18 protein-coding genes are annotated in these 24,994 nt (G+C 48.3%); 15 read left to right on the top strand and 3 right to left on the bottom strand.

The genetic code is table 11. The features are described 5' to 3' along the window. The first annotated feature begins 37 nt into the window (after nucleotides 1-37). From kdpC to WKT10_RS10635, 12 genes are all read left to right on the top strand, one after another. A complete protein-coding gene (kdpC, locus tag WKT10_RS10690; RefSeq protein WP_337934198.1) occupies nucleotides 38-676 on the top strand; it encodes a potassium-transporting ATPase subunit KdpC in 639 nt (212 codons plus the stop codon). A 10-nt stretch (nucleotides 677-686) separates the two neighbouring features. Then, nucleotides 687-2,747, top strand: coding sequence for a DUF4118 domain-containing protein (locus WKT10_RS10685; protein WP_337934199.1), 2,061 nt, complete (start codon nucleotides 687-689; stop codon nucleotides 2,745-2,747). Next, nucleotides 2,744-4,702 (top strand): ATP-binding protein, encoded by a 1,959-nt coding sequence (locus WKT10_RS10680; protein WP_340277151.1) that lies wholly within the window; start codon nucleotides 2,744-2,746, stop codon nucleotides 4,700-4,702. The genes WKT10_RS10685 and WKT10_RS10680 overlap by 4 nt, the downstream gene beginning before the upstream one ends. A 121-nt stretch (nucleotides 4,703-4,823) precedes the next feature. Further along, the gene (locus tag WKT10_RS10675) at nucleotides 4,824-6,347 is read left to right on the top strand and encodes a 4Fe-4S dicluster domain-containing protein (protein WP_066549508.1); all 1,524 of its coding nucleotides are present in this window, start codon (nucleotides 4,824-4,826) and stop codon (nucleotides 6,345-6,347) included. A 146-nt stretch (nucleotides 6,348-6,493) separates the two neighbouring features. Then, nucleotides 6,494-9,355: an ATP-binding protein gene (locus WKT10_RS10670; protein WP_337934200.1), complete on the top strand. Its 2,862-nt coding sequence runs from the start codon at nucleotides 6,494-6,496 to the stop codon at nucleotides 9,353-9,355. Then, nucleotides 9,306-10,823 carry an HD-GYP domain-containing protein gene (locus tag WKT10_RS10665; protein WP_337433975.1) on the top strand — a complete coding sequence of 506 codons (1,518 nt, stop codon included), beginning with the start codon at nucleotides 9,306-9,308 and terminating at the stop codon, nucleotides 10,821-10,823. The genes WKT10_RS10670 and WKT10_RS10665 overlap by 50 nt, the downstream gene beginning before the upstream one ends. A 24-nt stretch (nucleotides 10,824-10,847) precedes the next feature. Further along, on the top strand, nucleotides 10,848-11,216 hold the full coding sequence (locus WKT10_RS10660) for an Hpt domain-containing protein (protein ID WP_340277148.1): 369 nt from the start codon (nucleotides 10,848-10,850) through the stop codon (nucleotides 11,214-11,216). Nucleotides 11,217-11,240: 24 nt separating this feature from the next. After that, on the top strand, nucleotides 11,241-12,182 hold the full coding sequence (locus WKT10_RS10655) for a 2-hydroxyacid dehydrogenase (RefSeq protein WP_340277146.1): 942 nt from the start codon (nucleotides 11,241-11,243) through the stop codon (nucleotides 12,180-12,182). Nucleotides 12,183-12,196: 14 nt separating this feature from the next. Continuing rightward, nucleotides 12,197-12,475 carry an acylphosphatase gene (locus WKT10_RS10650; RefSeq protein WP_337433972.1) on the top strand — a complete coding sequence of 93 codons (279 nt, stop codon included), beginning with the start codon at nucleotides 12,197-12,199 and terminating at the stop codon, nucleotides 12,473-12,475. 30 nt (nucleotides 12,476-12,505) lie between these two features. Next, nucleotides 12,506-13,372: a YihY/virulence factor BrkB family protein gene (locus WKT10_RS10645; RefSeq protein WP_340277144.1), complete on the top strand. Its 867-nt coding sequence runs from the start codon at nucleotides 12,506-12,508 to the stop codon at nucleotides 13,370-13,372. Then, the gene (locus WKT10_RS10640; RefSeq protein ID WP_340277142.1) at nucleotides 13,369-15,117 is read left to right on the top strand and encodes an ABC transporter ATP-binding protein; all 1,749 of its coding nucleotides are present in this window, start codon (nucleotides 13,369-13,371) and stop codon (nucleotides 15,115-15,117) included. The genes WKT10_RS10645 and WKT10_RS10640 overlap by 4 nt, the downstream gene beginning before the upstream one ends. Beyond that, nucleotides 15,107-16,882: an ABC transporter ATP-binding protein gene (locus WKT10_RS10635; protein ID WP_340277140.1), complete on the top strand. Its 1,776-nt coding sequence runs from the start codon at nucleotides 15,107-15,109 to the stop codon at nucleotides 16,880-16,882. Before WKT10_RS10640 ends, WKT10_RS10635 begins: the two co-directional genes overlap by 11 nt. Before the next feature lie 11 nt (nucleotides 16,883-16,893). On the opposite strand, the gene WKT10_RS10630 is transcribed toward WKT10_RS10635, so the two are convergent. After that, nucleotides 16,894-17,580 carry a YjjG family noncanonical pyrimidine nucleotidase gene (locus tag WKT10_RS10630; RefSeq protein ID WP_066549487.1) on the bottom strand — a complete coding sequence of 229 codons (687 nt, stop codon included), beginning with the start codon at nucleotides 17,578-17,580 and terminating at the stop codon, nucleotides 16,894-16,896. 136 nt (nucleotides 17,581-17,716) lie between these two features. Here WKT10_RS10630 and WKT10_RS10625 point away from each other — a divergent pair, with 136 nt between their 5' ends. From WKT10_RS10625 to WKT10_RS10615, 3 genes are all read left to right on the top strand, one after another. Further along, a complete protein-coding gene (locus WKT10_RS10625; RefSeq protein WP_066549485.1) occupies nucleotides 17,717-19,087 on the top strand; it encodes a hemolysin family protein in 1,371 nt (456 codons plus the stop codon). A 107-nt stretch (nucleotides 19,088-19,194) separates the two neighbouring features. Beyond that, nucleotides 19,195-20,343, top strand: a complete 1,149-nt coding sequence (locus tag WKT10_RS10620; protein ID WP_296038328.1) for a sodium ion-translocating decarboxylase subunit beta — start codon at nucleotides 19,195-19,197, stop codon at nucleotides 20,341-20,343. A 12-nt stretch (nucleotides 20,344-20,355) separates the two neighbouring features. Continuing rightward, nucleotides 20,356-20,484, top strand: coding sequence for an OadG-related small transporter subunit (locus WKT10_RS10615; RefSeq protein ID WP_278284588.1), 129 nt, complete (start codon nucleotides 20,356-20,358; stop codon nucleotides 20,482-20,484). A gap of 88 nt (nucleotides 20,485-20,572) precedes the next feature. On the opposite strand, the gene WKT10_RS10610 is transcribed toward WKT10_RS10615, so the two are convergent. Together WKT10_RS10610 and ychF are read right to left on the bottom strand one after the other, a co-directional pair. After that, entirely contained in the window at nucleotides 20,573-23,491 is a 2,919-nt protein-coding gene (locus WKT10_RS10610; RefSeq protein ID WP_340277135.1) for a polysaccharide lyase 8 family protein, read from the bottom strand. 341 nt (nucleotides 23,492-23,832) lie between these two features. Then, nucleotides 23,833-24,930 (bottom strand): redox-regulated ATPase YchF, encoded by a 1,098-nt coding sequence (ychF, locus tag WKT10_RS10605; RefSeq protein ID WP_066549480.1) that lies wholly within the window; start codon nucleotides 24,928-24,930, stop codon nucleotides 23,833-23,835. Nucleotides 24,931-24,994: the final 64 nt, after the last annotated feature.

Here is a 24,994-nt window from a genome sequence, read left to right as displayed (position 1 = left end):
CCCCGGTTTCCGGGCGGTTTATGAGGAGGAGAGGAATATGAAGCAATTTTTAAAGACATTAAAGGGAGCGGTTGTCCTGACCGTGCTTATGGCTGTTTTAAGCTCTGTTATATATCCGGCTGTGACGACGGTACTGGCTCAGACGGTGTTTAAGGAAAAGGCAGATGGAAGCCTGATTTACGCAGACGGAAAGGCGGTAGGCTCTGAGGTGGTGGGACAGCAGTGGAGCAATCCCCGCTTTTTTAAAGGAAGACCTTCTTCGGTCAATTATAATGTGTATACAGATGAGGAAAAGGCAGACGGAACCTATACAGGCGTGGCATCGGGAACCTATAACTATGGTCCATCCAATGAGGCATTAAAGGAAAGGGTGGAAACAGCTGTAACAGAGTTTAAGGCAGAATATAAAAAAGCCACAGGAGAAGAACTGACAGAGGAAATCCCGACAGATCTTTTAACTGCTTCCGGTTCTGGACTGGATCCCCATATCAGCCCGGCATCAGCCAAGATCCAGGTTCCCATTGTGGCAGCCAATACAGGCTTTGAGGAGGAGGAGCTTTACCAGATGGTAGAGGCCCACACAGAGCATAAGGTATTTGGGATTTTTGGAGAGGAACGGGTCAATGTGCTGAAGCTGAATCTGGACCTGGCAAGGAAGCTGGGAGTGACAGCATAAGGAGGCTTAGATGGAAGAGAACAGACCGAACCCGGAGCTTCTTTTAAAAAAGCTCCGTAAAGAGGAAGAAAAGCGGGAGAAGGAGCGAAAGGGAAAGCTTAAGATCTTTCTGGGATATGCGGCCGGCGTGGGAAAAACCTATGCTATGCTGGAAGCAGCCCAGACCCTTCGCGACAGAGGACAAGAGGTGGTAGCCGGATATATTGAACCCCATGACCGCCCGGCCACTCTGGCTATGGCAGAGGGGCTGGAAACGCTTCCTCCGTTTATGGTTGAATATAAAGGCATCCGTTTAAGGGAATTTGATCTGGACGGAGCCTTAAAGAGAAAACCAAAGCTGATCTTAGTGGATGAGCTGGCGCATACAAATGCTCCCGGACTGCGGCATGAAAAGCGGTATCAGGATGTAAATGAGCTTTTACAGGCCGGGATCAGCGTATATACCACCTTAAATATCCAGCATCTGGAAAGCCTCAATGACCAGGTCGGAAGCATTACGGGAATCCGGGTCAGGGAAAGGATTCCGGACGGGATTTTTGATCAGGCAGATCAGGTAGAACTGATCGACATTGAGCCTTCGGATCTGCTTCAGAGACTGAAGGAGGGAAAAATCTATCATGCAGCCCAGGCAGAACGGGCGCTGGATCATTTTTTTGCAGAAGAAAAGCTGATTGCCCTGCGTGAGATTGCACTGAGACGCACTGCAGACCGGGTCAACCGTCTGGCAGTAATGGAGAGGGAAAACAGAGGTGGAGCAGATTACTATACAGGTGAGCATGTGCTGACCTGTATTTCGCCGTCTCCGACCTGTGCAAAGGTGATCCGTACAGCGTCCCGTCTGGCCTATGCATTTCGGGGGGAATTTACAGCCCTTTATGTGGAAACGCCTTCGTTACAGCATGCAGATCCGAAGGTCAGGCAGATGGTAGAGGAAAATATCCATCTGGCGAAAGCTCTGGGAGCCAGAATTGCTACGGTTTTTGGAGAGGATATTGCAGGGCAGATCGCAGAGTATGCCAAGCTTAGCAATGTATCAAAAGTCGTTCTTGGAAGAACGAATCACAAGATTTTATTTGGACAGACAAAGGGAACACTGGCGGATCATGTGGCTCAGTATGCTCCTAAACTGGATATTTACATCATTCCGGATATAGAAAACGGAGGGACGAAAAAGAAAAGAGGTTTTTACGCCGGATACGGCAGAGGAAAGAGAAAGAAACCGGAGACTTTTATGGAAGGGATCGGAGGAGACTGCGTGAAATGTTTTCTGGCTTTGGCAGTATCTACAGGGTTTGGAATGATGTTTCAGCATTTTCAAATGTCTGAATCCAATATTATCATGCTCTATCTTCTGGGGATTCTTTTAGCGGCTATGACTGTTTCCAGACGGGGGGCAGTGGTCATATCTTCTCTGCTCAGCGTGCTTTTGTTTAATTTCTTTTTTGTAGAGCCTCTTTACAGTTTTCAGATGGATGGAAAAGAATATCCGGTTACGATCGCCGTAATGCTGGCGGCTTCCCTTATTACTTCCTCTCTTATGAACCGTGTCCGCAGCCATTCCAGAGAAATGGCAAAAAAGGCATACCGGACGGAGATCCTTTTAGATAACAGCAGAAGGCTGCGGAGAATCCGGGATAAAAAGGAAGCGGTAAAGGAGGTGAGCGGACAGATCAAAAAGCTTCTGGGGCTGCCCGTGCTTTTTTATCTGTATTCCGGAGGCGGACTGGAAGGGCCGTTTTTCTTCCCGGCTGACGGAGAGGGCCATATGCAGGAGGAGGAATTTTTAAATCAGAAAGAACGGGCAGTGGCGATGTGGAGCGCCGCACGGGGAAAGAGGGCCGGAGCATGTACCCATACGCTGCCGGATGCCAAAGCGATTTACCTTCCTGTTAAGAGCGGTGATAGAGTATATGGCGTAGCGGGAATTGCTCTGGAGGAGCGAAGGGAGATCCCCCCGTTTGAATACAGCCTTTTAACCGCCATGTTAAATGAAGCCGGACTGGTATTTGAACGTATGGAAATGATGGCGGCTTCAGATGAAATGAAAGAAAGGAAGGGGGAAATTATATGACTCAGGGAGAGCATATTTTAGTTTGTCTGTCCTCTTCTCCGGCCAATGGAACCATTATCCGGGCTGCTGCCCGGATGGCGGAGGCCTTTAAGGGGGAATTTACAGCGCTGTATGTGGAAACTTCCCAATCCCAGAAAATGGACGAGGAGGACAGGAGCCGGCTTCGGGGGCATATCCGTCTGGCAAAGAAGCTGGGAGCCAAGATCGAAACCACCTGCGGGGACGACATTGCGTTTCAGATATCTGAGTTTGCCAGACTTTCCGGCGTGACAAAGATCGTGATCGGAAGAAGCATGGCGGAGCGCAGGCATCTGTTTGGAAAGCCGCCTCTGACGGAAAAGCTCATTACCAATGCTCCCAATATGGATATCTATATTATTCCCTGTCAGATGGCGGAAAACCGCAAGTTCAGCCGCAAAAACTGGCAGAGCGCTCTTGTATTATCTGTTGGAGATATGATAAAGAGTGTTTTGGGACTGGCAGCGGCAAGTTTCATCGGTATCCTGTTTGAACATTTGGGCTTTGATGAGGCTAATATTATTACTGTTTATGTGCTTGCAGTATTGATTATATCTGTGGTGATCCGCAATCAGATCTACAGCCTGATAGCGTCGATTGTCAGTGTTTTAGTATTTAATTTTCTGTTTACAGATCCCAAATATTCGCTGATGGCTTATGACAGAGGCTATCCAGTGACTTTTTTTGTGATGTTTATTGCGGCTTTCCTTACGGGGACGTTAGCTTCCCGGATGAAAAACGGTTCCAGACAGCTGGCCCATGTGGCTTTTCGGACCCGGGTGCTGTTTGAGACGAACCAGCTTTTACAGCAGAAAAAGACCCGGACTGAGATTGTATCTGCCACGGCCCACCAGCTGATGAAGCTTTTAAACCGGGATATCATTTTTTATCTGGCAAAGGACGGGAAGCTGGGAGAAGCTCAGGTATTCCGGATAGAGGGAACGGACATACCGGAGGATTATGTATCGGAAGAGGAAAAAAAGGCCGCCCAGTGGGCGTTTGACAATAACCGCCATGCGGGTGCCACCACCAGAATCCTGTCCCATGCAAGCTGTCTGTATCTGGCGGTGCGGATTAACGACGCGGTATACGGAGTAGTGGGAATTGTCATAAAGAAGCATCCGCTTGCCATGTTTGAAAACAGTATTCTCCTTTCAATTTTAGGTGAATGTGCCCTTGCGCTTGAAAATGAAAAAAATGCATGGGAGAAGCAGGAGGCTGCCGTCCTGGCAAAAAACGAGCAGCTTCGCTCCCAGCTTTTAAGGGCTATTTCCCATGATCTGCGTACCCCGCTGACCTCGATTTCCGGTAATGCGAGCAATCTTTTATCCAACGGCCCCTCCTTTGACGAGGCCACCAGACAGAGCCTGTATCAGGACATTTATGACGACGCCATGTGGCTGATCAATCTGGTGGAAAACCTTCTTTCCGTCACCCGGCTGGAGGAAGGGAGGCTGAACTTAAATATGTCTGCGGAACTGGTGGACGAGGTGATAAAAGAGGCGCTTAATCATGTGGACCGGAAATGCACGGAGCATATTCTTACGGAACGCTGTGAGGACGAACTCCTTTTGGCAAAAATGGATGCCAAGCTGATCGTCCAGGTGGTGATTAACCTGGTAAATAATGCCATCAAGTATACAGAGCCCGGTTCCCATATTTCGGTTGAAGCAAAACAGGAGGGAAAATGGGCGGTGATTTCCGTGGCCGATGACGGACCCGGCGTTCCGGATGAAAATAAAGAGAAGCTTTTTGAAATGTTTTACAGCGGGGCCAACCGGATCGTGGACAGCCGCAGAAGCCTGGGGCTGGGGCTTTCCCTGTGCAAATCCATTGTAAATGCCCATGGAGGCACCATTTCTATACGCGATAATGAGCCTCATGGGGCCGTGTTTACTTTTACGCTTCCCGTAGAAGAGGTACAGCTGACAGAATAAACCGGAAAAAATGTGTATTTTTGATGATACAAGGCGATTGTATGCTTAAAAAGGCTTGCAATCGCCTTTATCCATGCCTATAATATGTTTGATAAAAAATAGACAAGTGAGGATACAGAATATGAGAGGAGTAGAGACCAGGATCCAGGAGATCCGTCACAGAATTTTCCGTGAGGTTGCCCGCATGGCTTATCACACCGAATGGCCGGTGGACAAGCGGATCGAGGAGCTTCCCTACAAGATCATTCCCGGCGAAGTTGGGAATTTCCGCAACGATGTATTTTTAGAGCGCGCCATTGTAGGAGAACGTCTTCGTCTTGCCATGGGTCTTCCCAGCCGCAGTGCAGCAGAGCATGCGCCTCTTTCCGATAACATAGAAGCAGCCGATAAGGCGGAGACCTATTATACGCCGCCGCTGATCAATGTGATCAAGTTTGCCTGCAATGCCTGCAAGGAAAAACGTGTTATGGTAACAGACGGCTGCCAGGGCTGTCTGGCCCATCCCTGCGTGGAGGTCTGTCCCAAGGATGCCATTCATTTAGACCGTACCAACGGCCGTTCCCATATTGATGAGGACAAGTGCATTAAGTGCGGCAAGTGTGCAACCGTATGTTCCTATAAGGCGATCATCATTCAGGAGCGCCCCTGCGCCGCTGCCTGCGGAATGGACGCCATCCGCAGCGACGCAAACGGCAAGGCGGACATTGATTACGAAAAGTGCGTGTCATGCGGACAGTGCCTTGTAAACTGCCCCTTTGGAGCCATTGCAGATAAGTCCCAGATCTTTCAGGTCATCCGCTCCATCCAGTCCGGAGAAAAGGTGTATGCTGCCGTTGCTCCGGCCTTTGTAGGCCAGTTCGGTCCGAAGGTAACACCGGGAAAGGTTCGTGCGGCGATGAAGGCCCTGGGCTTTACGGATGTATTTGAGGTAGCGATCGGAGCGGATCTGTGTGCGACCCAGGAGGCCATTGACTTTTTGGAGGAGGTACCAGAAAAGCTTCCGTTTATGGCAACTTCCTGCTGTCCGGCCTGGTCTGTGATGGCAAAGAAGCTGTTCCCGGAGTACGCTAACTGCATTTCCATGGCATTGACCCCTATGGTTCTGACCGCCAGACTGATCAAGAGAGAGCACCCGGATGCCAAGATCGTATTTATCGGCCCCTGCGCGGCAAAGAAGCTGGAAGCGATGAGAAAATCTGTCCGCAGCGAGGTGGATTTTGTCCTGACCTTTGAAGAAATGGATGGAATCTTTGATGCAAAGCATGTGGATATTGAGAATATCGAAGAGGATCCAGAGGGCGTAAATGACGCTTCCACAGACGGAAGAAACTTTGCTGTGGCAGGCGGCGTGGCCAAGTCCGTAGCCGATGTGATCCATGCAAAATATCCGGATAAGGAAGTAAAGATCGCCAATGCAGAAGGCTTAAAGGAATGCCGTCAGCTTCTTAAGATGGCAACTCTTGGAAAGTACAACGGTTATCTGTTAGAGGGTATGGCCTGTCCCGGCGGCTGTGTAGCCGGAGCCGGAACCATGCAGCCTGTGAAAAAATCCCAGGCAGCCGTAAATCTCTACGCATCCAAGGCAAAGCATAAAAACTCAAATGAAACAGAGCATGTAAAAGAGCTGGATAAGCTTGTATATTAAAAAGATAAAATCCCCGGACAGCGGCTGGAGACGGCCTTTTGTCCGGGGATTTTTCTGTTTTTGCCCCCAGGCCGTTGCTTAAAAGAAAAAATTTCGATATAATGGACAGATAAAAGAAAAAATCTGCAAATGGAGAGGATGCTGTTTTGGAAACGGAGAAGAAACAGACCGTGCACACGAACGTTAAATGGAAAATTTTAGCTGCCACCGCTGTTTTCCTTACTTTGATCCTGGCGTTTCCTGGCTATTGTCAGGAGAAAAAACGGATCATCCGGGTGGGAGTATTCTCCATGGAAGGCTATCATATGACGGATGCAGATGGAGTGCGCAGCGGTTACGGCTATGACTTTCTTCAGAAGCTGAGCCGTTATGGAAATGTAGTTTATGAATATAAAACTGCAAACGCTGAGAATGGCGGCGTCCTAAAAATGCTGAAAAACGGAGAAGTTGACCTTGTGACATCGGCGGTAAAACGCGGGCAATGGGAAGAGGATTTTGTGTTTTCAAATCAGCCTGTAGGTACCTGCGGCACCATGCTGACGATAAAGGCGGGAAATGAACAGATCATTCCTCAGGACTATTCTACCTATGACGGGATGAGGGTAGGAATGATCCGTCAAAACATCAGAAATGAAAATTTTAAAAAATTTGCCGAAATGAAGGGCTTTTCCTATGAAAGTGTTTATTATCCAGATGCAGCCGCTCTTTATGACGGACTTCAAAGCGGTGAGGTAGATGCAGCAGTTACTACCAGTTTGCGGGCAGTTAAGAATGAATGGATGCTGGATATTTTTTCCCGGGAACCATTTTATGTTATGGTACGCAAAGAAGATACAAAGCTTTTGCAGTGGGTGGATCAGGCCATCGCGGCTATGGATCAGGACGAACCGGGATGGAGAACGCTGCTTTCCAGTCAATATTATGAAGATCAGCTCCATGGATCGCTTCATCTGAGCCAGAATGAAAAGAAATATCTGGATCAGCTGGAAAAAAATGGAAGTGTTTTTACGGTGGCGGTAAATCCGGACCGCTTTCCCTATTCCTACTATGAAGACGGACAGATAAAGGGAATCCTTCCGGAGCTTTTTGCGGATATTGCAGAGCGGGTGGGGATACGGTATCAGATTTTGATATCCAGGACCAGAGAAGAATATAAAACTCTTTTAGATGAAAAAAGGCCGGATTTGTGCATTGACTGTCATGACAGCTTTTCGCGGGCAGAGGATCTGGGCTACAAGCTGACGGATTCCTATGTAAGTGCAGGTATGTCCTGGCTTGAATTTAAGGATTCCAAGGGAGAAAAAGAGAAGATCGCTGTGATCGGAAATTCTGTTTTTCCTGAAAGCCTGCCTGAAACTCTGGGAAAGGACTGCCTGGTATACTGTGATTCCTTTGCAGAATGTTTAAAGGCGATGGAGACGGGAAGAGCAGATGCTTCCTATGCGTATACCTATCAGGTGGAAAAAACTGTGTTTGACGATATAAAGGATAAATATAAGACATCGTTTACATCGCATTATCAGTATTTTAATATTGGTATTTCCGAGGATCTTGACAGTATTCTGGTCCGGATCCTGAATAAGGGTATAAAGAGCATGGATTCTGATTTTGTAGATCAGGTTATCAGCAGGAACACCGATTACGGTACCCCGCCTTTTTCCATTGCCAGAGTGGCCTACCAGTATCCTGGACTTATGATCCTTTTATGCGTTATGATCGCAGCGATCATTGCGGGACTTGTATGGGTCTATGTACAGTATAAGTATCACAGCCGTTTGATGACAGCCCTGGAGGAGGCCAAAAGCGCCAGTAGGGCCAAGTCGGAATTCCTCTCTAATATGTCCCACGATATCCGTACGCCGATTAACGGGATTATGGGAATGCTGGAAATCGCCCGGCGCAGTATAGGGAATCCGGAGCGGATGGAGGATTGTCTGAATAAAATCCAGGGAGCTGCGGGTCATCTGATGGCTCTGATCAACGATGTGCTTGATATGGCAAAGCTGGAAAGCGGAAAAGCAGAAAGCAGCATGGAATCTTTTGAGCTGCAGGAGATCCTGGATGACTGTATTTCCATTACAGAGGGACAGCTTACAGGCAGGAGGATAGAATTTATAAAAGAGACGGATTACGCCAGAGGGGAGCGGGCAGTGGGAAATCCTCTTCATCTGCGCCGGATCCTTTTAAATCTTTTAAGCAATGCAGTTAAGTATACAGAAGACGGCGGAAGGATTCGCTTTTGCGTTCATAAAGAGGCAGAAGATGAAAACAGCATGCTTTTTGTATTTACAGTGGAAGACACCGGGATCGGCATGAGTCCGGAATATATGGATCATTTATTTGAGGCGTTTACCCAGGAGCATCGACAGGCCAGAACTACCTATCGGGGCACCGGCCTGGGAATGGCAATTACCAAAAAACTGGTCGATCAGCTGGGAGGAGTAATTGAGGCAGAAAGCCATCAGGGAGAAGGAAGCTGCTTTACCGTCAGGCTTTCCTTTGAAAAGGGAGAAGCTTCAGATGTGCATGAGGAAAGGAAAATGACATCTTGCCGGGCTGTTCTGAATGGTCTTAAGATCCTGGTGGCTGACGATAATGAATTGAACAGGGAAATTGCCGTATGCCTTTTGGAAGAAGAGGGTGCGCATGTGACGGCTGCAGAGAATGGAAAACAGGCTGCAGAGGTGTTTGAAAATCATCCGCCAGGCTGCTTTGACGCCATTCTTATGGACATTATGATGCCGGAAATGGATGGGCTGGAGGCTGCAAAAAGGATCCGCTCCTGTAAAGGACGGCCGGATGGAGAGACGGTTCCCATTATCGCCATGACAGCCAATGTGTTCGCAGAGGATATCGCAAAAACGCATGGTGCAGGAATGGATGCCCATCTTATAAAACCCATCGACTTGGATCAGGTATGCAGGGCACTGCACAAGTTGGTTAGAAAAGAGAAGAAGGATGAAGAGTACGGAAATAAGAACAAAACAGAGAATTCTGATCGTAGATGATTCGGAAATGAACCGGGCGATCCTTGCGGATATGCTGGGAGAGGGATACGAAATTTTAGAAGCGGAAAATGGTCTTGAGGCGGTAGCGTATTTAAAAAAGCTTACTACCAATATTGACCTGCTCCTGTTGGATATCATGATGCCTCTGATGGACGGATTTGAGGTTCTGGCTGTGATGAATAAATATCATATGATTTCCGACATTCCTGTGATTATGATTTCTGCAGAAAGCGCTTCCTCTTATGTGGAGCGTGCGTATGAAATGGGAGTTACAGACTATATCAGCCGCCCCTTTAATGCGCTTGTGGTTCAAAAGAGGGTGGAAAATACGCTCATGCTTTATGCTAAACAGAAGCGTCTGGTCCACATGGTGGCAGACCAGATTTATGAGAAGGAAAAGAATAACGATATGATGATCAATATTCTGAGCCATATGGTGGAATTCAGAAATGGAGAAAGCGGACTTCATATTCTTCATATCCATACAATGACAGAAATCCTGCTGCGTCAGTTATGCTCCAAAACAGACCGCTACGGCCTGACAAGAGAGGATATTGAGCGTATCAGCACAGCCTCAGCGCTGCATGACGTGGGAAAAATCAGTGTGCCTGATTCAATTTTAAATAAGCCGGGCCGTCTTACAGATGAAGAATTTCAGATCATGAAAAGCCATTCTGTGATAGGAGCCCAGATGCTTTCCCAGCTTCCTGTTTATAAGGATGAGCCCTTTATCCAGACTGCCTATGAAATCTGCCGATGGCATCATGAGCGCTATGACGGAAAAGGGTATCCGGACGGTTTAAAGGGAGACGAGATCCCGATTTCAGCTCAGATCGTATCTTTGGCGGATGTGTATGACGCCCTTACCAGCGAGCGTTGCTATAAAAAGGCATTTTCCCATCAAAAAGCCATGGAAATGATTTTAAACGGAGAGTGCGGCGCCATAAATCCCTTGCTTCTGGAGTGTCTTGAGGAAGTGCAGGAGCTGATCCGCGAAGAACTGCAGGTTTATTCTCCAGGCACCAGGCATAACCGGCAGATCTATGAGACAGTGGAGCGCAAACTGTATAATAAAGAACTTCGGATGGTGGGATACAATGTAGGCCAGATAGAGATCCAGGAGGAGAAAAAACAGTTTTTTCTTTCAAAAATCCCCATAGTCAGCTTTGAGTACAGCGCAGTGACAGGTATTACAGAGATGTCCGGTTATGCGGCAGAGGTTTTTGGAATGGAACCGAATGTGCTGGATATAAGAGATGAATCCTGGATAAATTCGGCAGGTACAGAGGCTGGGAAAATTGTAAAAATGGTTCGCGAAACAACGCCGGAGGATTCTGAGCGGGAGGATGAAATAGAACTCCTGTTTAATAATGTACTCCATAAGTGCCGTGTGACGGTACGCACTCTGTGGTCGAAAGATCAGAAACCTCAGTATCTGGGTGCGGTAGGAGTGGCTGTAAAAATATGAAAAGGCGTAATAGAGGTGGTATTTATGACAATAAAAGAATGCTATGAACAAATAGGAGCCGATTATGAGGATGTGCGTTCCAGACTGCGCAGCGATCTGTTGATCCGTAAGTTCTTTTTAAAATTTCCCGATGATAAGAGCTTTGGACAGTTAAAGGAGGCGTTAAAATCCGGGGATCGTGAGGGAGCCTTTCGAGGGACCCACACCTTAAAGGGGGTGGCGCAGAATCTGGGATTTGTTCCGCTTTATGAGGCGGCGGACCGTCTTACAGAGGATCTGCGTCCTGAGGGAAAAGGAGCGGCTTTAGAAGAAATAAACGATGCTTTTGCGGTGGTAAATGAGGCGTATGAGAAAATTATAAAGACGGCAGAGCAGTTTATAAAAGAAGAATAGAAGAATTAAAAGGAGGACGGAAAAATGAAACTGGTCATCATAGAACCTTTGGGTGTAGAAAAGGAACGGCTGCTTTCCATGGCAGAGGAGGCCCTAAAAGGAAGGGCAGAGATTATTTATTATGATACAAGAGTAACGGATACGCAGGAGCTGATCCGAAGGGGGCAGGATGCGGATGTGATCGTGGTGTCGAATCTGCCTTTAAATGGAGAGGTGATCCGGGGCTGCAGAAATCTGAAGCTTTTATCCGTGGCATTTACAGGGGTCGACCACATTGACATGGAGGCCTGTAAAAAACAGGGGGTAACGGTGTGCAATTGCGCCGGCTATTCTACCTGTGCGGTGGCGGATCTCGTCTTTGGCCTGCTTATCGGCCTGTACCGCAATCTGATCTCCTGCGACAGCGTCTGCCGCAGGGAAGGGACGAAGGACGGCTTGGTGGGCTTTGAACTGGAGGGAAAGACTTTTGGCGTCATCGGAACAGGAGCGATCGGCTTGCGGGTGGCAAAGATCGCAAAGGCATTTGGCTGCCGGGTGCTGGCTTACAGCCGTACCGTAAAGGAACTTCCAGGTATAACCTATGTGGATATGGACAGACTCCTGGAGGAAAGTGATATCATTTCCCTCCATGTGCCATTAAATGACAAAACACGAGGCATGATCGGGGACAAAGAGCTTGGAAAGATGAAAAAAACAGCCGTACTGATCAATACGGCCAGAGGGTCGATCGTAGATTCGAAAGCTCTCGCAGAGGCATTAAAGGAGGGGCGTCTTGCCGGAGCCGGTGTGGATGTATTTGAACAGGAACCTCCGGTGCCGTCGGATCATCCGCTGTTTTCGGCGCCCAATACGATCGTGACGCCTCATGCTGCCTTTGCTACGAAGGAAGCCATGGTAAAGCGGGCTGTGACTGTATTTGAAAATGTGGATTTCTATTTAAAGGGTACGCCACGGAATGTGATGTGAGAAAGGGCCATATAATGAGGAAACAGATCCGCAGACATATTTATTTTTCCGGACGGGTTCAGGAGGTGGGATTCCGCTTTACCGCCTGCCTTCTGGCCCGCCGCCTGGGCCTTACCGGCTGGGTGAAAAACCTGTGGGACGGCCGGGTTGAAATGGAGGTTCAGGGAACAGAGGATGAGATCCGCCGTCTGATCCAGGGGCTGCAGGAAGGACCTTATATACGAATTGAGGGGATGGAAGCAGAGAATCTTCCTTTAAAGGAGGAAGAAAGGGAATTTCGTGAGACCTGGTAAAAAATGGATATTGTATGAAGGGAGAGAAGGATGGTAAAATGGATTGCTGCCGGAAGAGAAATTTACCGGAAGTACAAGGAGGATGAGATGACCGTCTATGCGGCTCAGGTCTCTTTTTTTGTGCTCCTGTCCTTCGTACCCTTTATTATGCTGCTTCTTACTGCGGTCCAGATGATACCGGCCATTTCGCAGGCGGAATTTATGGAACTGGTCGTAGCATTTACGCCGGAGGATTATAAATCTCTGGCGTTTCGCATGGTAAATGATCTTTCTTTAAAGTCTCCGGCTACGATGGTTTCCCTTACAGCGGTGACGGCGTTATGGTCGGCCGGAAGGGGGATGTTCAGCATGGCAAGAGGGCTGGACCGCGTATGGGGAAAGGAGGAGAAATACTGGTACATTATCAGCCGGCTGATCTGCTGCGGCTACACCATTGTTTTTGTGGCTGTGTGCATCCTTTCTCTGATCCTTCTGGTGTTTGGCCAGCTTCTTCGGGGGTTTTTGAACACACATTTTCCCTTTGTGGGAGCTGTGATTGGCCGGCTGATCGATTTCAGATCCCTGTGGTTTTTTCTGGTTCTGTTTTTCTTTTTCTGGGGGATTTATACCTTTGTGCCGGAAAAGCGCTTAAAGGCGGCAAAGCAGATTCCGGGAGCGCTCTTTTCCGCTTTGGCATGGATGGTTTTTTCTCTGGGCTTTTCCATTTACTTTAACCGGATCGGAGGACGGGGATATTCGTATATGTACGGCAGCCTTGCAGCCATTGTGATCCTCCTTTTGTGGCTGTATTTCTGTATGTGCATTCTTTTTATGGGGGCAGAGCTGAACTGGTTTTTTGTACGGCTGTGCGGTGGAGAATGGAAAAAATTCGATAGAAACAAGGAGAAACGGCAATGAAACGATTGCTCAGTTATATGAAGGCGTACAGGACAGAAAGCATCCTGGGGCCTCTTTTTAAGATGCTTGAGGCCAGCTTTGAGCTGTTTGTGCCTCTGGTGGTGGCAAGTATGATCGACGTTGGAATAGGGGGGAGGGATACGGGCTATGTGTCTCTTATGGGAGGTCTTCTGGTGCTCCTTGGAGTGATCGGCCTGGCCTGCTCCCTCACCGCGCAGTATTTTGCAGCCAAGGCAGCCACCGGAGCAGCTACGGCTCTGCGCAATGATCTGTTTACGCATATTTCAGGCCTGTCTTATAAAGAAATCGACCAGGTGGGAGCATCTGCCCTGATTACCCGCATGACCAGCGATATCAATCAGGTACAGAACGGCATCAATATGACTCTGCGCCTGCTTCTGCGGTCTCCGTTTGTAGTGTTTGGAGCCATGGTAATGGCCTTTGCGGTAGACCGGAAGGCGGCCATGGTTTTTGCAGTGACGATCCCTCTTTTATGTATCGTAGTATTTGGGATCATGCTCATCAGTATGCCCCTGTATCAGGCGGTACAAAAAAAGCTGGACCGGGTACTGATGACTACGAGAGAAAATCTCATGGGAATCCGGGTGATCCGTGCCTTTAACCGGCAGGAAAGTGAAAAGAAAACGTTTGAGAAGGAAAATGGTAGCCTGGTGCAGATGCAGGTATTTGTGGGAAAAATTTCTGCTCTTTTAAATCCCGTTACCTATGTGATCGTCAATCTGGCTGCTGTGGCTGTGATCTGGGTGGGGGCAGAACGCACCGATGCAGGCATCATTACTCAGGGACAGGTCATTGCGCTTGTAAACTATATGTCTCAGATCCTCACAGAACTGGTTAAAATGGCCAATCTTATTATCCTGATCTCAAAGGCAGTGGCCTGCATGAAGCGGGTGGACGGAGTATTTGAGCTGGAAAGCAGCCTAAGGGACGGCTCCGGTTTGAATCCTGCCGGGGCAGAAAAACAAAGCGGTCCAATGGTGGAATTTAAGCGCGTAAGCTTCTCCTATGGGGAGACTCAGTCGGAAGTCCTTACAGATCTTTCATTCTGCGCCATGAAGGGGCAGACGGTGGGAGTCATAGGAGGCACCGGTTCCGGCAAATCTACGCTTGTAAATCTGATCCCCCGGTTTTATGATGTGGGAAAGGGAATGGTTCTTGTAGACGGCCGTGATGTGAAGGATTATTCTATGAAAGAGCTACGTTCCATCATCGGAGTGGTGCCTCAGAAGGCGGTGCTTTTTAAGGGGAGCCTTAAAGACAATATGCGCTGGGGAAAGGCGGATGCCTCGGATGAGGAAATCTGGGAGGCATTAGAAATTGCCCAGGCAAAGGAAGTGGCAGAGAAAAAGGGACAGGGACTGGAGTTTATGATCGATCAGGGAGGCCGAAATCTGTCCGGAGGCCAGAGGCAGCGTCTGACCATTGCCAGGGCTCTGGTGCGCAGACCGCGGATCCTGATCCTGGATGACAGCGCATCAGCCCTTGATTTTGCCACAGATGCCAGGCTGAGAAGAGCGATCCGGGAAAAAACGGGGGATATGACGGTATTTATCGTATCCCAGAGGGTATCGGCTATCCAAAGTGCAGACTGTATTCTGGTACTGGATGACGGGCATCTGGCCGGTATGGGAACCCATAAAGAGCTTCTTTCTTCCTGTGAGGTTTATCGGGAAATCTGTCTGTCGCAGCTTTCAAACGAGGAGGTGGAACGGGATGAGCAGTAAGGGAAAATTAGATAAAACAAAAAGCATACAGACCCTGAAAAGGATCCTGCTCTATATAAAAGATTACCGTGCGGCAGTGCTTTTGTCCCTTTTTCTGGCAGTGACAACGGTGGCTTCAACTCTCTATATCCCGATCCTTACGGGACAGGCTGTGGATCAGATCGTGGGAAGAGGACAGGTGGACTTTCAGCAGCTGATCCAGATACTGAAACGGATTTTGATCGTTATGGCAGTGACAGCAGTAAGCCAGTGGCTGATGAACCATATCAACAATACCATTACCTACCGTGTTTCCATGGATATACGTACCCGGGCATTCGATCATCTGGAGGTTCTTCCTTTAAGTTACGTTGATTCTCATCCGGCGGGAGATATGATCAGCCGTATTATTACAGATATTGACCAGTTTTCAGAAGGCCTGCTGTTAGGCTTTACCCAGTTATTTACCGGTGCTTTAACGATTTTGGGAACTCTTTTATTTATGCTGTCGATCCAGCCATTTATTACTGCTGCGGTGGTGGTGTTGACGCCAGTATCCTTTTTTGTAGCCAGCTTTATTGCAAAAAAGACTTTTGTGATGTTTAAGCAGCAGTCTGAGGCCAGAGGTGAACTCACAACACTCACAGATGAGATGCTGGGAAATATGAAGGTCGTTCAGGCCTTTGGATATGAGAAGGAGGCTGAAAAACGTTTTCAGGAGATTAACAGCCGGTTGGCCGGATGCAGCCTTAAGGCCACCTTCTTTTCTTCCATTACCAATCCGGCCACCCGTTTTGTTAACAGCATGGTCTATGCGGCGGTTGGGATTACCGGAGCCTGGGGAGTGATCCGTGGGCTTTTAACCATCGGGCAGCTGACCAGCTTTTTAAGCTATGCCAATCAGTATACAAAGCCATTTAATGAAATTTCCGGAGTAGTGACAGAGCTGCAGAATGCGTTGGCCTCTGCTGCCAGAGTTTTTGAACTTATGGATGAACCAGCCATCCCGGAGGATGGACCGGAGGCTGTTGTTTTAAAGGATGTGGATGGAAATGTAGCTCTGGAGCATGTGAGCTTTTCCTATCAGCCGGAGCGTCCTTTGATCGAGGATCTGAACCTGAGCGTCAAACCGGGGCAGAGAGTGGCGATCGTTGGGCCGACGGGCTGCGGAAAGACTACCGTGATCAATCTTCTTATGCGTTTTTATGACGTAAAATCAGGAAGCGTACGGGTAGAAGGAAGAGATATCCGGGATATAACGAGACAGAGTTTAAGAGCCAGCTATGGCATGGTTCTTCAGGAAACCTGGCTGAAGGCCGGAACCATCCGGGAAAATATCGCTTACGGAAGGCCGGAAGCTTCAGAGGAAGAGATCATCCGTGCAGCAAAAGAGGCACACGCCCACAGCTTTATCATGCGTATGCCTCAGGGATATGATACGGTCATAAATGAAGATGGAGGGAATCTGTCTCAGGGACAGAAACAGCTTTTATGCATTGCCAGAGTGATGCTCTGCCTACCGTCTATGCTGATCCTGGATGAGGCCACCTCATCCATTGATACCCGCACAGAAATCCGGGTACAGAAGGCATTTTCACGGATGATGGAGGGAAGAACCAGTTTTATTGTGGCCCACCGTCTTTCTACCATCCGGGAAGCGGATGTGATCCTGGTCATGCGTGATGGCCGTATTGTGGAAAAGGGCCGTCACAAAGAGCTGCTGCGTAAAAACGGCTATTATGCAGAAATCTATAATAGCCAGTTTGCCCCTTCCACGGGGGAATGACCGTTTACTCTTTACATGGAGCGAAGAAGGTCCGGTAGCTCGCTAAGAGCTTTGATCGTATGATCGGGGCGGATTTCTCCGGAAGATTCTTTTAAGTCCTTATTAAACCATATGGTGCGGATCCCTGCACGGATTCCGCCTAAGATATCAGAGGTTAGGCTGTCACCGACCATGACAGCCTCCTCTTTTTTAAAATCAGGGATTGTTGCAAAGCAGCGTTCAAAAAATGAGGTTTCCGGCTTGTTGCAGCCCAGTTCCTCGGAGATGAAGATTTGTTCAAAAAACGGTTCGATCTCTGCACTTTTGAGTCTGCTTTTCTGCACAGATGCTGTGCCGTTTGTTGCCAGATAGAGATGAAAGGAGCCATAAAGCGCCTGAAGCATTTCCACAGCCCCGTCCATAAAGTAATGGCCCTGTCCTAAAAGGCCTTCATAAATACGGGCGGCTTCCTCAGGGGACGCATCCGTTTTAAGCTCGTCAAAGAGAAGCCGGTAGCGGCGCACCTTTACCTGTTCCCTTGTAAGCTTTCCCTGCTCCAAAAGCTTCCACTGGGCCAGATTGAGCTGGCTGTAGCGGCGGATCACCTCTGGAGAATGTGGGACAGACAGGGCGGAAAGGGTCTTTTCCAATGCTATAGCCTCGGCTTTATTAAAATCCAGAATGGTATTATCTACATCAAGAAAAATATGAGTGATCATTTTTACCTCCAAGTATGTATCATTGATGTTACTTTAACACAGTTTTAACGCTTCGTAAATAAAACTTTTAGCTGACAAATTCCTCCTTTTTCAGTATAATGTACCTTATACCATCAAAAAGGAGGAATTTTTTATTATGGAATCCGATCCGCAATCGGCCAGTATCATCACACAGCTTCTGATCCTTCTGGTGCTGACTCTTGTCAATGCATTCTTTTCAGGCTCTGAGATGGCTGTGGTCTCTGTCAACAAAAACAAAATCCACCGTCTGGCGGAGCAGGGCAATAAAAACGCTGCTCTGATCGAACGTCTGATGGAGGACTCTACGGTCTTTCTTTCTACGATCCAGGTCGCGATCACTCTGGCAGGCTTCTTTTCCAGTGCGTCTGCGGCTACCGGTATTGCTCAGGTACTGGCAGTAAAAATGAGCCAGTGGAATGTGCCCTACAGCCAGACGGCAGCAGGAGTGCTTGTTACCATTCTTTTGGCCTATTTTAATCTGGTTTTTGGTGAGCTTGTGCCAAAGAGGATTGCTCTTCAGAAGGCAGAGGGCTTTAGCCTGTTCTGCGTAGGCCCGGTATATTTCATTTCCAGGCTCATGAATCCCTTTATCCATCTGCTCACCTTTTCCACCAGCGGTATTTTAAAGCTTATGGGGATGCACAGTGAAACTCTGGAGACAGACGTATCAGAGGAAGAGATCAAATCCCTTCTGGAAACAGGAAGTGAGACAGGGGTATTTAATGAAATTGAAAAGGAAATGATCACATCCATTTTTTCTTTTGATGACAAGAAGGCCAGAGAGGTCATGGTGCCCAGACAGGAAATGGTGGCGATTGATATTGAAGAACCGTTGGAATCCTATCTGGATGAAATTTTACAGTCTATGCATTCCAAGATTCCGGTTTATGAGGGAGATATGGATAATATCATCGGCATCCTGTCCACCAAGCTTTTAGTGATTCAGGCGAGAGAACGCTCCTTTGAAACACTGGATATCCGCTCCATCCTGCTGCCGCCGTATTTTGTGCCGGAAAATCTCCGCACAGACGCCCTGTTTGAACAGATGCAGGCCAGAAAGGAAAAGATGGCTATTCTGGTGGATGAGTATGGTGGGGTTTCCGGTATGGTGACCCTGGAAGATCTGATCGAGGAGATTGTGGGAGATATCCATGAAAAATATGAGGAGGAAGAGCCGGAAATACAGGAGTTAGAGCCTCACCGGGTTTATCGGATCGCAGGCAGTATTTCTCTTTTTGACCTGAAGGAAAAACTCCATCTTCATATGGACAGCACCTGCGATACGCTTTCCGGCTATCTGATGGAGCTGTTAGGCCATATTCCTGAAGAGGGAGAGCTTCCGCTGACCGCTCAGACGGAGGAGGCGTATTTTGAGATCGAATCTGTGGAGGACAGAGTGATCGATAAGGTAAAGCTTACTTTAAGAGATCTGCCGGATGCGATTGAAGAGGAAGAAATATTGCAGAAAATTAGCAGACAAATGTAAAATAATCAGTTATAATAAGAGCGATGTGCGAAACGGCACAAAAATACCGCAGATGTGTATGGAGAAAAAAGAGGGTTTTCTATACACGCGCAAAAGGAGGAGAAACGATGAGTTTTCTTTTGGAGGGAATCCTGGCAGTCACCTGGCAGCAGCTGGTCATGTATGTGGTGGGTATTGTGCTCATATGGCTGGCGGTCAAAAAGGAATATGAGCCTTCGCTGCTGCTGCCGTTGGGATTTGGTGCAATTTTGGTGAATCTTCCCTATTCCGGTGTGATCGACCAGATGGTTCAGGGAAAGGTTCCGGCAGCGGGTATCATCCAGTGGCTTTTTGAGACCGGAATTGAAGCATCAGAGGCTATGCCGATCCTGCTGTTTATCGGTATCGGAGCTATGATTGATTTTGGCCCCCTGCTCAGTCAGCCTGTGCTGTTTCTGTTCGGTGCGGCCGCACAGTTTGGTATCTTTGCTGCAATCCTGATCGCCTGTCTGCTGGGCTTTGATCTTAAAGACGCTGCATCCATCGGCATCATTGGAGCTGCGGACGGCCCTACCTCGATCCTTGTATCTCAGGTGCTTGGTTCTAACTATATGGGACCGATTGCAGTGGCAGCCTATTCCTATATGGCTCTGGTTCCTATTATCCAGCCTTTTGCGATCAGGCTCGTAACCACTCACAAAGAACGCTGTATCCATATGGAGTACAATCCCAAGAGTGTCAATAAAACACTGCGGATCGCATTTCCGATTGCAGTTACGATTATTGTAGGCTTTATTTCTCCTCAGTCGGTCGCTTTGGTCGGCTTTCTGATGTTCGGCAATCTGCTGCGTGAATGTGGCGTGCTTAACAGCTTAAGCCAGGCAGCGCAGAATGAGCTGGCAAATATCATTACCCTTCTTCTGGGAATTACGATTTCCTTCAGCATGAAGGCAGAGCAGTTTGTAAATCCTGCAACACTGATGATCATGGCCTTAGGCCTGGTTGCTTTTGTGTTTGATACCATAGGCGGAGTGCTTTTTGCAAAGCTGGTTAATGTATTCCTTAAAATGGCAGGCAAAAAGCCTGTAAACCCAATGATCGGCGGCTGCGGCATTTCCGCGTTCCCCATGTCTTCCCGTGTCGTTCAAAGACTGGCGGCAGAAGAGGAGCCGGGAAATATCATTCTCATGCAGGCAGCCGGAACCAATGTATCCGGACAGGTGGCCTCTGTGATTGCAGGCGGCCTGGTGATCAGTATTGTGACACAGTATCTGTAAGGAGGAAGGTTTATGAATAACATGGCAATTGCCCTGGAAATCATGGCAAAGGGAATGGGTGGAATTTTTGTTGCTATTTTTGTGATCATGCTGGCAGTGATCGTTTTGGGAAAGATTACTGGTGGCAAGAAGGACGAATAGAAACTGCTTTTAGAAAAATTAGTGTAAAAAGGCGCCGCTGTAGAGAATGCGGCGCCTTTTTTAGTTTTTAGAGCAGATTGCCGTACGTTTACTGGATCACTGCCCGCATGGTTTTTCCGCACATTCCGTTTACATTAAATTCCAGATAAACAGAGCCGTTTTCAGTACGGATCGTGATACCGTCATCTGCTTCGATCAGTTTGCCGGATATGGGAAGCTCCTGAAGCTTCAGGCAGATCGTTCCTGTATTGAGCATGGTGGGGTCGGACAGGGCGATGGTAAAGGCTCCGTTGTTTTCCTGAACCATCACAGATGCCTGGCTGTCGCAGCTGATCCGGTCTGTCTGTCCGCCTGCTTCATCCCAGAAGTTTACAGCCAGAGTGTTGGTGGAATGATCGTTTACGGCCTGCAGCTTCTCAGAGTTTTCAAGTATTTCCACATCAGGAGACTGGCTGTAGGCTTTCGTTTCTTCGCTGGTCATATCCGGAAGGAGAACATAGCTGTAGGTATCATTTTCCGGTGCAGCGCCGTGGTCAAACCAGCATGTGAAATAGGAGCGCTCAGCAGTTTCCTCCTCTGTCTTTAGATCGCCTTTGATCTGGTGATAGCTTCCGGTTCTGGTACTGCCCATGATGTGAACATCCTGTTTTTCAGGGAAGTAGTAGCCAATATCAGAGCCGGTTTCGGTATTTCCTTTTAAATGAAGCCACTGGGGAGAAATGATCTGCTCCTCAGGCATGATCCATTCTCCTGCATCGGAGCTTATCTGATTGGAACCGCCGCTGTTTAATTTCCGGTTTTCCACAGTGGTGATTACCGGAGCGTCTGAACCGCTGTTTTGGATTCCCGCACCCAGACAGACAATCTCATCATCAAACATGAAGTAGGACTTTTCTGCACGGAAGCTGTCTGCATAGACAGTAGAAGAGGCATTGCTTTGATCCCCATTGGATACTGCAGTGCCGTTTACCTTCATTCCGCTGACTCCGGTCGTTCCGATCGAGGTGCCGCCCACCCAGTTTTCAGGAGAGAGAAAATCGCCGCCCTGATGGAATCCGCTGGAATCAGGCTCGCCGTTGTCGACTTCTTCTGCCACGATGGTTGTTCCCGGCAGTCTCAGGGGATCCACGGTATCCCAGAAGTGATCCGTATACTGCTGCTTATCATCATTATAGAGATAGGTCATTCCGAACCCGGTGAACCAGCCTTTCAGATTCTCGTCGTTCATGATCTCGCAGTTGCTGATGCGGCTGGAATACATACTGATGCCGAACAGATAATCAGTGGTCCGGTGTATGGTGCGGTCCATGTAAGGATATACCTGGTGCATTGCTGCTTCGGCTGAGGAGGTATCGATGGTATCGTCTGCCATGATTTCTTTCAGGCTTGAAAATACGGAGATATCCTTTACTCCGGCCAGGAACTGCTCTTCACCGGACTGGCTTACCCATGTTTTTACAGCGCCGCGGATCTGTGCGGCAGTTTCCGGAGAAACGATATCAATGGTTTGGACGATCATTTCAATGATCTGCTGTCCGGCAGCCCGGTCAGTCAGATCGGGTCTGGAAATGGCTCTGCCACGGAGCATATCCAGCGCAGCGCCCTGATAGATAGAAGGAAGATAGCCCTTGACTACGTAGGATTCCAGCATTTTGGCGTTTTCCGGAGAAAGAGCCCAGGGGCTGTCTGCCAGCAGAGAGCTTAAGCGCACGGAGCCTTTCAGAAAATCAATGCCGTAGGAAGCCGTGTAGGGTACGGTACCGTGGTCAATGTAGGAGCCGTCTTCATAAAATCCATTTGCATAGACATAGTTTCCGTCTTTCAGTTCCGGTTTCTGAAAGCGTTCCAGGGTAGTGGCAGCTGCCTGCTTTGCAAGAGCCAGATATTCGCTGTCTTCACACACCAGGCCAAGGCCGACGGATGTGTAGGCGCAATCCATCAGGTTTGCGCTGGCGGCAGGCGCATAGCCGGAAGGAAGGGTACTGGCAGTACCTAAAACAGCCAGATGAAATGGATCGGGCATGAAGAATTCCACGCCTTTTACAAATTTGCGGCTTTGCTCTTTGGGAATATCATCATAAATATAGAGGACAGCCGGAAGGACGTTCTTTGGCATTCCGATTTCCCAGTTCCACCAGTTGTCGGTTTCGGAGCGGGGATAGTAGCAGTTATCGGTCAGCCAGTCCAAAATATTGACAATATCCGTTAAGAGGGCTTCATTTTTATAGTAGGAACTGGAAGGGGATGCGTAGGCTTTGGCCATAGCCTCTGCCTTCTGATAACTTTTGCGGAATTTTGCGGCGTCATTTTTGTAGTTTTCTTCATCGCCTCCTGCAAGATCCTCCGCCCAGGGAACGCCTGCGCAGCCGCTGCCTTTATAAAGGTAGCTGTTCCATGCATTGTCACAGGCCTGGTCTGTGGCCTGGATCATAGCAGCGGCAGCGGGAGAGGATATATCTATATTTCCTCCGGTCAGACGCTCTACATAGCGGGTACGGAGTGTCTGAAAATCCTCTTTGGATGTTTCGGGAAGCTGATCCTCTGAAAAAATCCGAACTTCCATAGGAAAGATCCGGCGATTGCCGTTTTTGTCCTCCGCTACTGCAAACAGATGATTGCCTTTTTCAAGAGCAGTAATGGTTCCGTCTGGTTCGATTTTTAAAAGATGTTCTGCAGAGGCATAACCGGCTGTGCGTTCCCCGTCCGTTTCTCCGTCGCTTAGCGGATACTTTTTCTGGCTGCCTCCTACGGTTTTCATGCCGTTTGTGACAGTCCAGCGGATTTCGCCCTTAAAATTGGCCGGGAGCGGCAGCCTGGTGGATTCTCCTTTTACAAGAACCACGGGCTCTGCCCAGGATTCTCCTTCTGCGGGTTCTGCGGTCGGAGCTGCGTTTATGTCCGCGGTAGAATCCGGAATGGTGTCTGTTTTTGTGCTGTTCATCTGGCAGCCGGCTGCGCTGACTGTCATGCAGGAAATCAGGGCAGCGATCAGTGCTTTTTTGTACATTGCATTTCCTCCTTTTTTATGAACGGTATTCATGAACGTTTGATGCGAGCAGAACAAGGTGTTCGCGGTATTGTGAGTTTACTTCAGTTTACCAATATATTTACCAAAGTTTACAAGACATATATACCATTATTTTACCAATAAATCAAGACAAACTGAAAAAAGTTTACAAAAAAATGGGAAAACAGACGAAATAATGATTGATCTGAGCAAAAAAGAAGCTTATAGCTGTTTCGGTGGGGATAGAAAGAAAAAAACCGCCTGCTACCAGATGGTATATCAGGCGGTGATGAAGGAGAATCATAAAACAAGATCGATCTCCCTCTGGCAAAATGATTAAATTATACATTAAAACGGAACAGAACCACATCTCCGTCCTTCATGACGTATTCCTTGCCCTCAGAACGCACAAGTCCCTTTTCTTTTGCGGCATTCATGCTTCCGCAGGCCATAAGATCGTCATAGTTTACAACCTCTGCCCGGATAAAGCCGCGTTCAAAATCGCTGTGGATTTTTCCGGCAGCCTGAGGTGCCTTGGTGCCTACTTTAATGGTCCATGCTCTGGACTCCTGAGGACCTGCAGTCAGATAGCTCATAAGTCCCAGAATACGGTAGCTGGCAGCGATGAGCTTCTCAAGTCCGGACTCTGTTAAGCCCAGATCATCAAGGAACATTTTCTTTTCATCTTCCTCAAGCTCTGCAATTTCCTGCTCGATTTCTGCACAGATCACAAATACCTCACAGTCATTTTCTGCTGCAAACTGGCGTACCTCAGATACATACCGGTTGGAAGCGCCGTCATCTGCCAGATCATCCTCGGAAACATTGGCAGCAAAGATAACAGGCTTCCAGGTCAGCAAATCCAGCGTGTTGATAAATGCGCGGTCATCCTCGTCTTCGGGTTCAAAGCTGCGGGCCAGCTTTCCATCCTCCAGATGTGCTTTGATCGCCTTTAAAAGAGCGACCTCCTTTGCCAGCTCCTTATTGTTAAATGCGCCTTTGGACTGCTTTGCGATCCGGCGCTCCAGGATTTCGATATCAGAGAAGATCAGTTCCAGATTGATGGTTTCAATGTCGCGGACCGGATCTACGCTTCCGTCTACATGAATCACATTAGGGTCATCAAAGCAGCGCACCACATGGACGATCGCGTCTACCTCCCGGATATTGGAAAGAAACTGATTTCCCAGACCTTCACCTTTGGAAGCTCCCTTTACCAGACCTGCAATATCTACAAATTCAATCACTGCATGGGTGGTTTTTTCGGAGTTATACATGGCGGTCAGCTTGTCCAGCCTCTCATCGGGAACCGGTACAACGCCTACATTGGGATCGATGGTACAGAAGGGATAATTGGCAGACTCGGCGCCTGCTTTTGTGAGAGAATTAAAAAGTGTACTTTTTCCTACATTCGGAAGTCCGACGATACCTAATTTCATTTTTATCTTTACCTGTTCAGAAACCCTTGATTTATGCGGGTTTCTGCCTTTCTCTATATTTCTT

Source organism: Enterocloster sp. HCN-30185 (genome assembly GCF_037890305.1).
Lineage (GTDB): Bacteria > Bacillota > Clostridia > Lachnospirales > Lachnospiraceae > Enterocloster.
The sequence above is the reverse complement of the archived record's forward strand: the minus strand, read 5'-3'. Positions and strand labels throughout refer to the sequence as shown.

Coding starts and splice junctions, on each gene's coding strand:
- WKT10_RS10635 (WP_340277140.1), top strand. CDS start 15,107: ATGAGCAGTAAGGGAAAATTAGATAAAACAAAAAGCATACAGACCCTG.
- WKT10_RS10640 (WP_340277142.1), top strand. CDS start 13,369: ATGAAACGATTGCTCAGTTATATGAAGGCGTACAGGACAGAAAGCATC.
- WKT10_RS10650 (WP_337433972.1), top strand. CDS start 12,197: ATGAGGAAACAGATCCGCAGACATATTTATTTTTCCGGACGGGTTCAG.
- ychF (WP_066549480.1), bottom strand. CDS start 24,930: ATGAAATTAGGTATCGTCGGACTTCCGAATGTAGGAAAAAGTACACTT.
- WKT10_RS10685 (WP_337934199.1), top strand. CDS start 687: ATGGAAGAGAACAGACCGAACCCGGAGCTTCTTTTAAAAAAGCTCCGT.
- WKT10_RS10665 (WP_337433975.1), top strand. CDS start 9,306: ATGAAGAGTACGGAAATAAGAACAAAACAGAGAATTCTGATCGTAGAT.
- WKT10_RS10630 (WP_066549487.1), bottom strand. CDS start 17,580: ATGATCACTCATATTTTTCTTGATGTAGATAATACCATTCTGGATTTT.
- WKT10_RS10680 (WP_340277151.1), top strand. CDS start 2,744: ATGACTCAGGGAGAGCATATTTTAGTTTGTCTGTCCTCTTCTCCGGCC.
- kdpC (WP_337934198.1), top strand. CDS start 38: ATGAAGCAATTTTTAAAGACATTAAAGGGAGCGGTTGTCCTGACCGTG.
- WKT10_RS10610 (WP_340277135.1), bottom strand. CDS start 23,491: ATGTACAAAAAAGCACTGATCGCTGCCCTGATTTCCTGCATGACAGTC.
- WKT10_RS10675 (WP_066549508.1), top strand. CDS start 4,824: ATGAGAGGAGTAGAGACCAGGATCCAGGAGATCCGTCACAGAATTTTC.
- WKT10_RS10620 (WP_296038328.1), top strand. CDS start 19,195: ATGAGTTTTCTTTTGGAGGGAATCCTGGCAGTCACCTGGCAGCAGCTG.
- WKT10_RS10645 (WP_340277144.1), top strand. CDS start 12,506: ATGGTAAAATGGATTGCTGCCGGAAGAGAAATTTACCGGAAGTACAAG.
- WKT10_RS10655 (WP_340277146.1), top strand. CDS start 11,241: ATGAAACTGGTCATCATAGAACCTTTGGGTGTAGAAAAGGAACGGCTG.
- WKT10_RS10615 (WP_278284588.1), top strand. CDS start 20,356: ATGAATAACATGGCAATTGCCCTGGAAATCATGGCAAAGGGAATGGGT.
- WKT10_RS10625 (WP_066549485.1), top strand. CDS start 17,717: ATGGAATCCGATCCGCAATCGGCCAGTATCATCACACAGCTTCTGATC.
- WKT10_RS10660 (WP_340277148.1), top strand. CDS start 10,848: ATGACAATAAAAGAATGCTATGAACAAATAGGAGCCGATTATGAGGAT.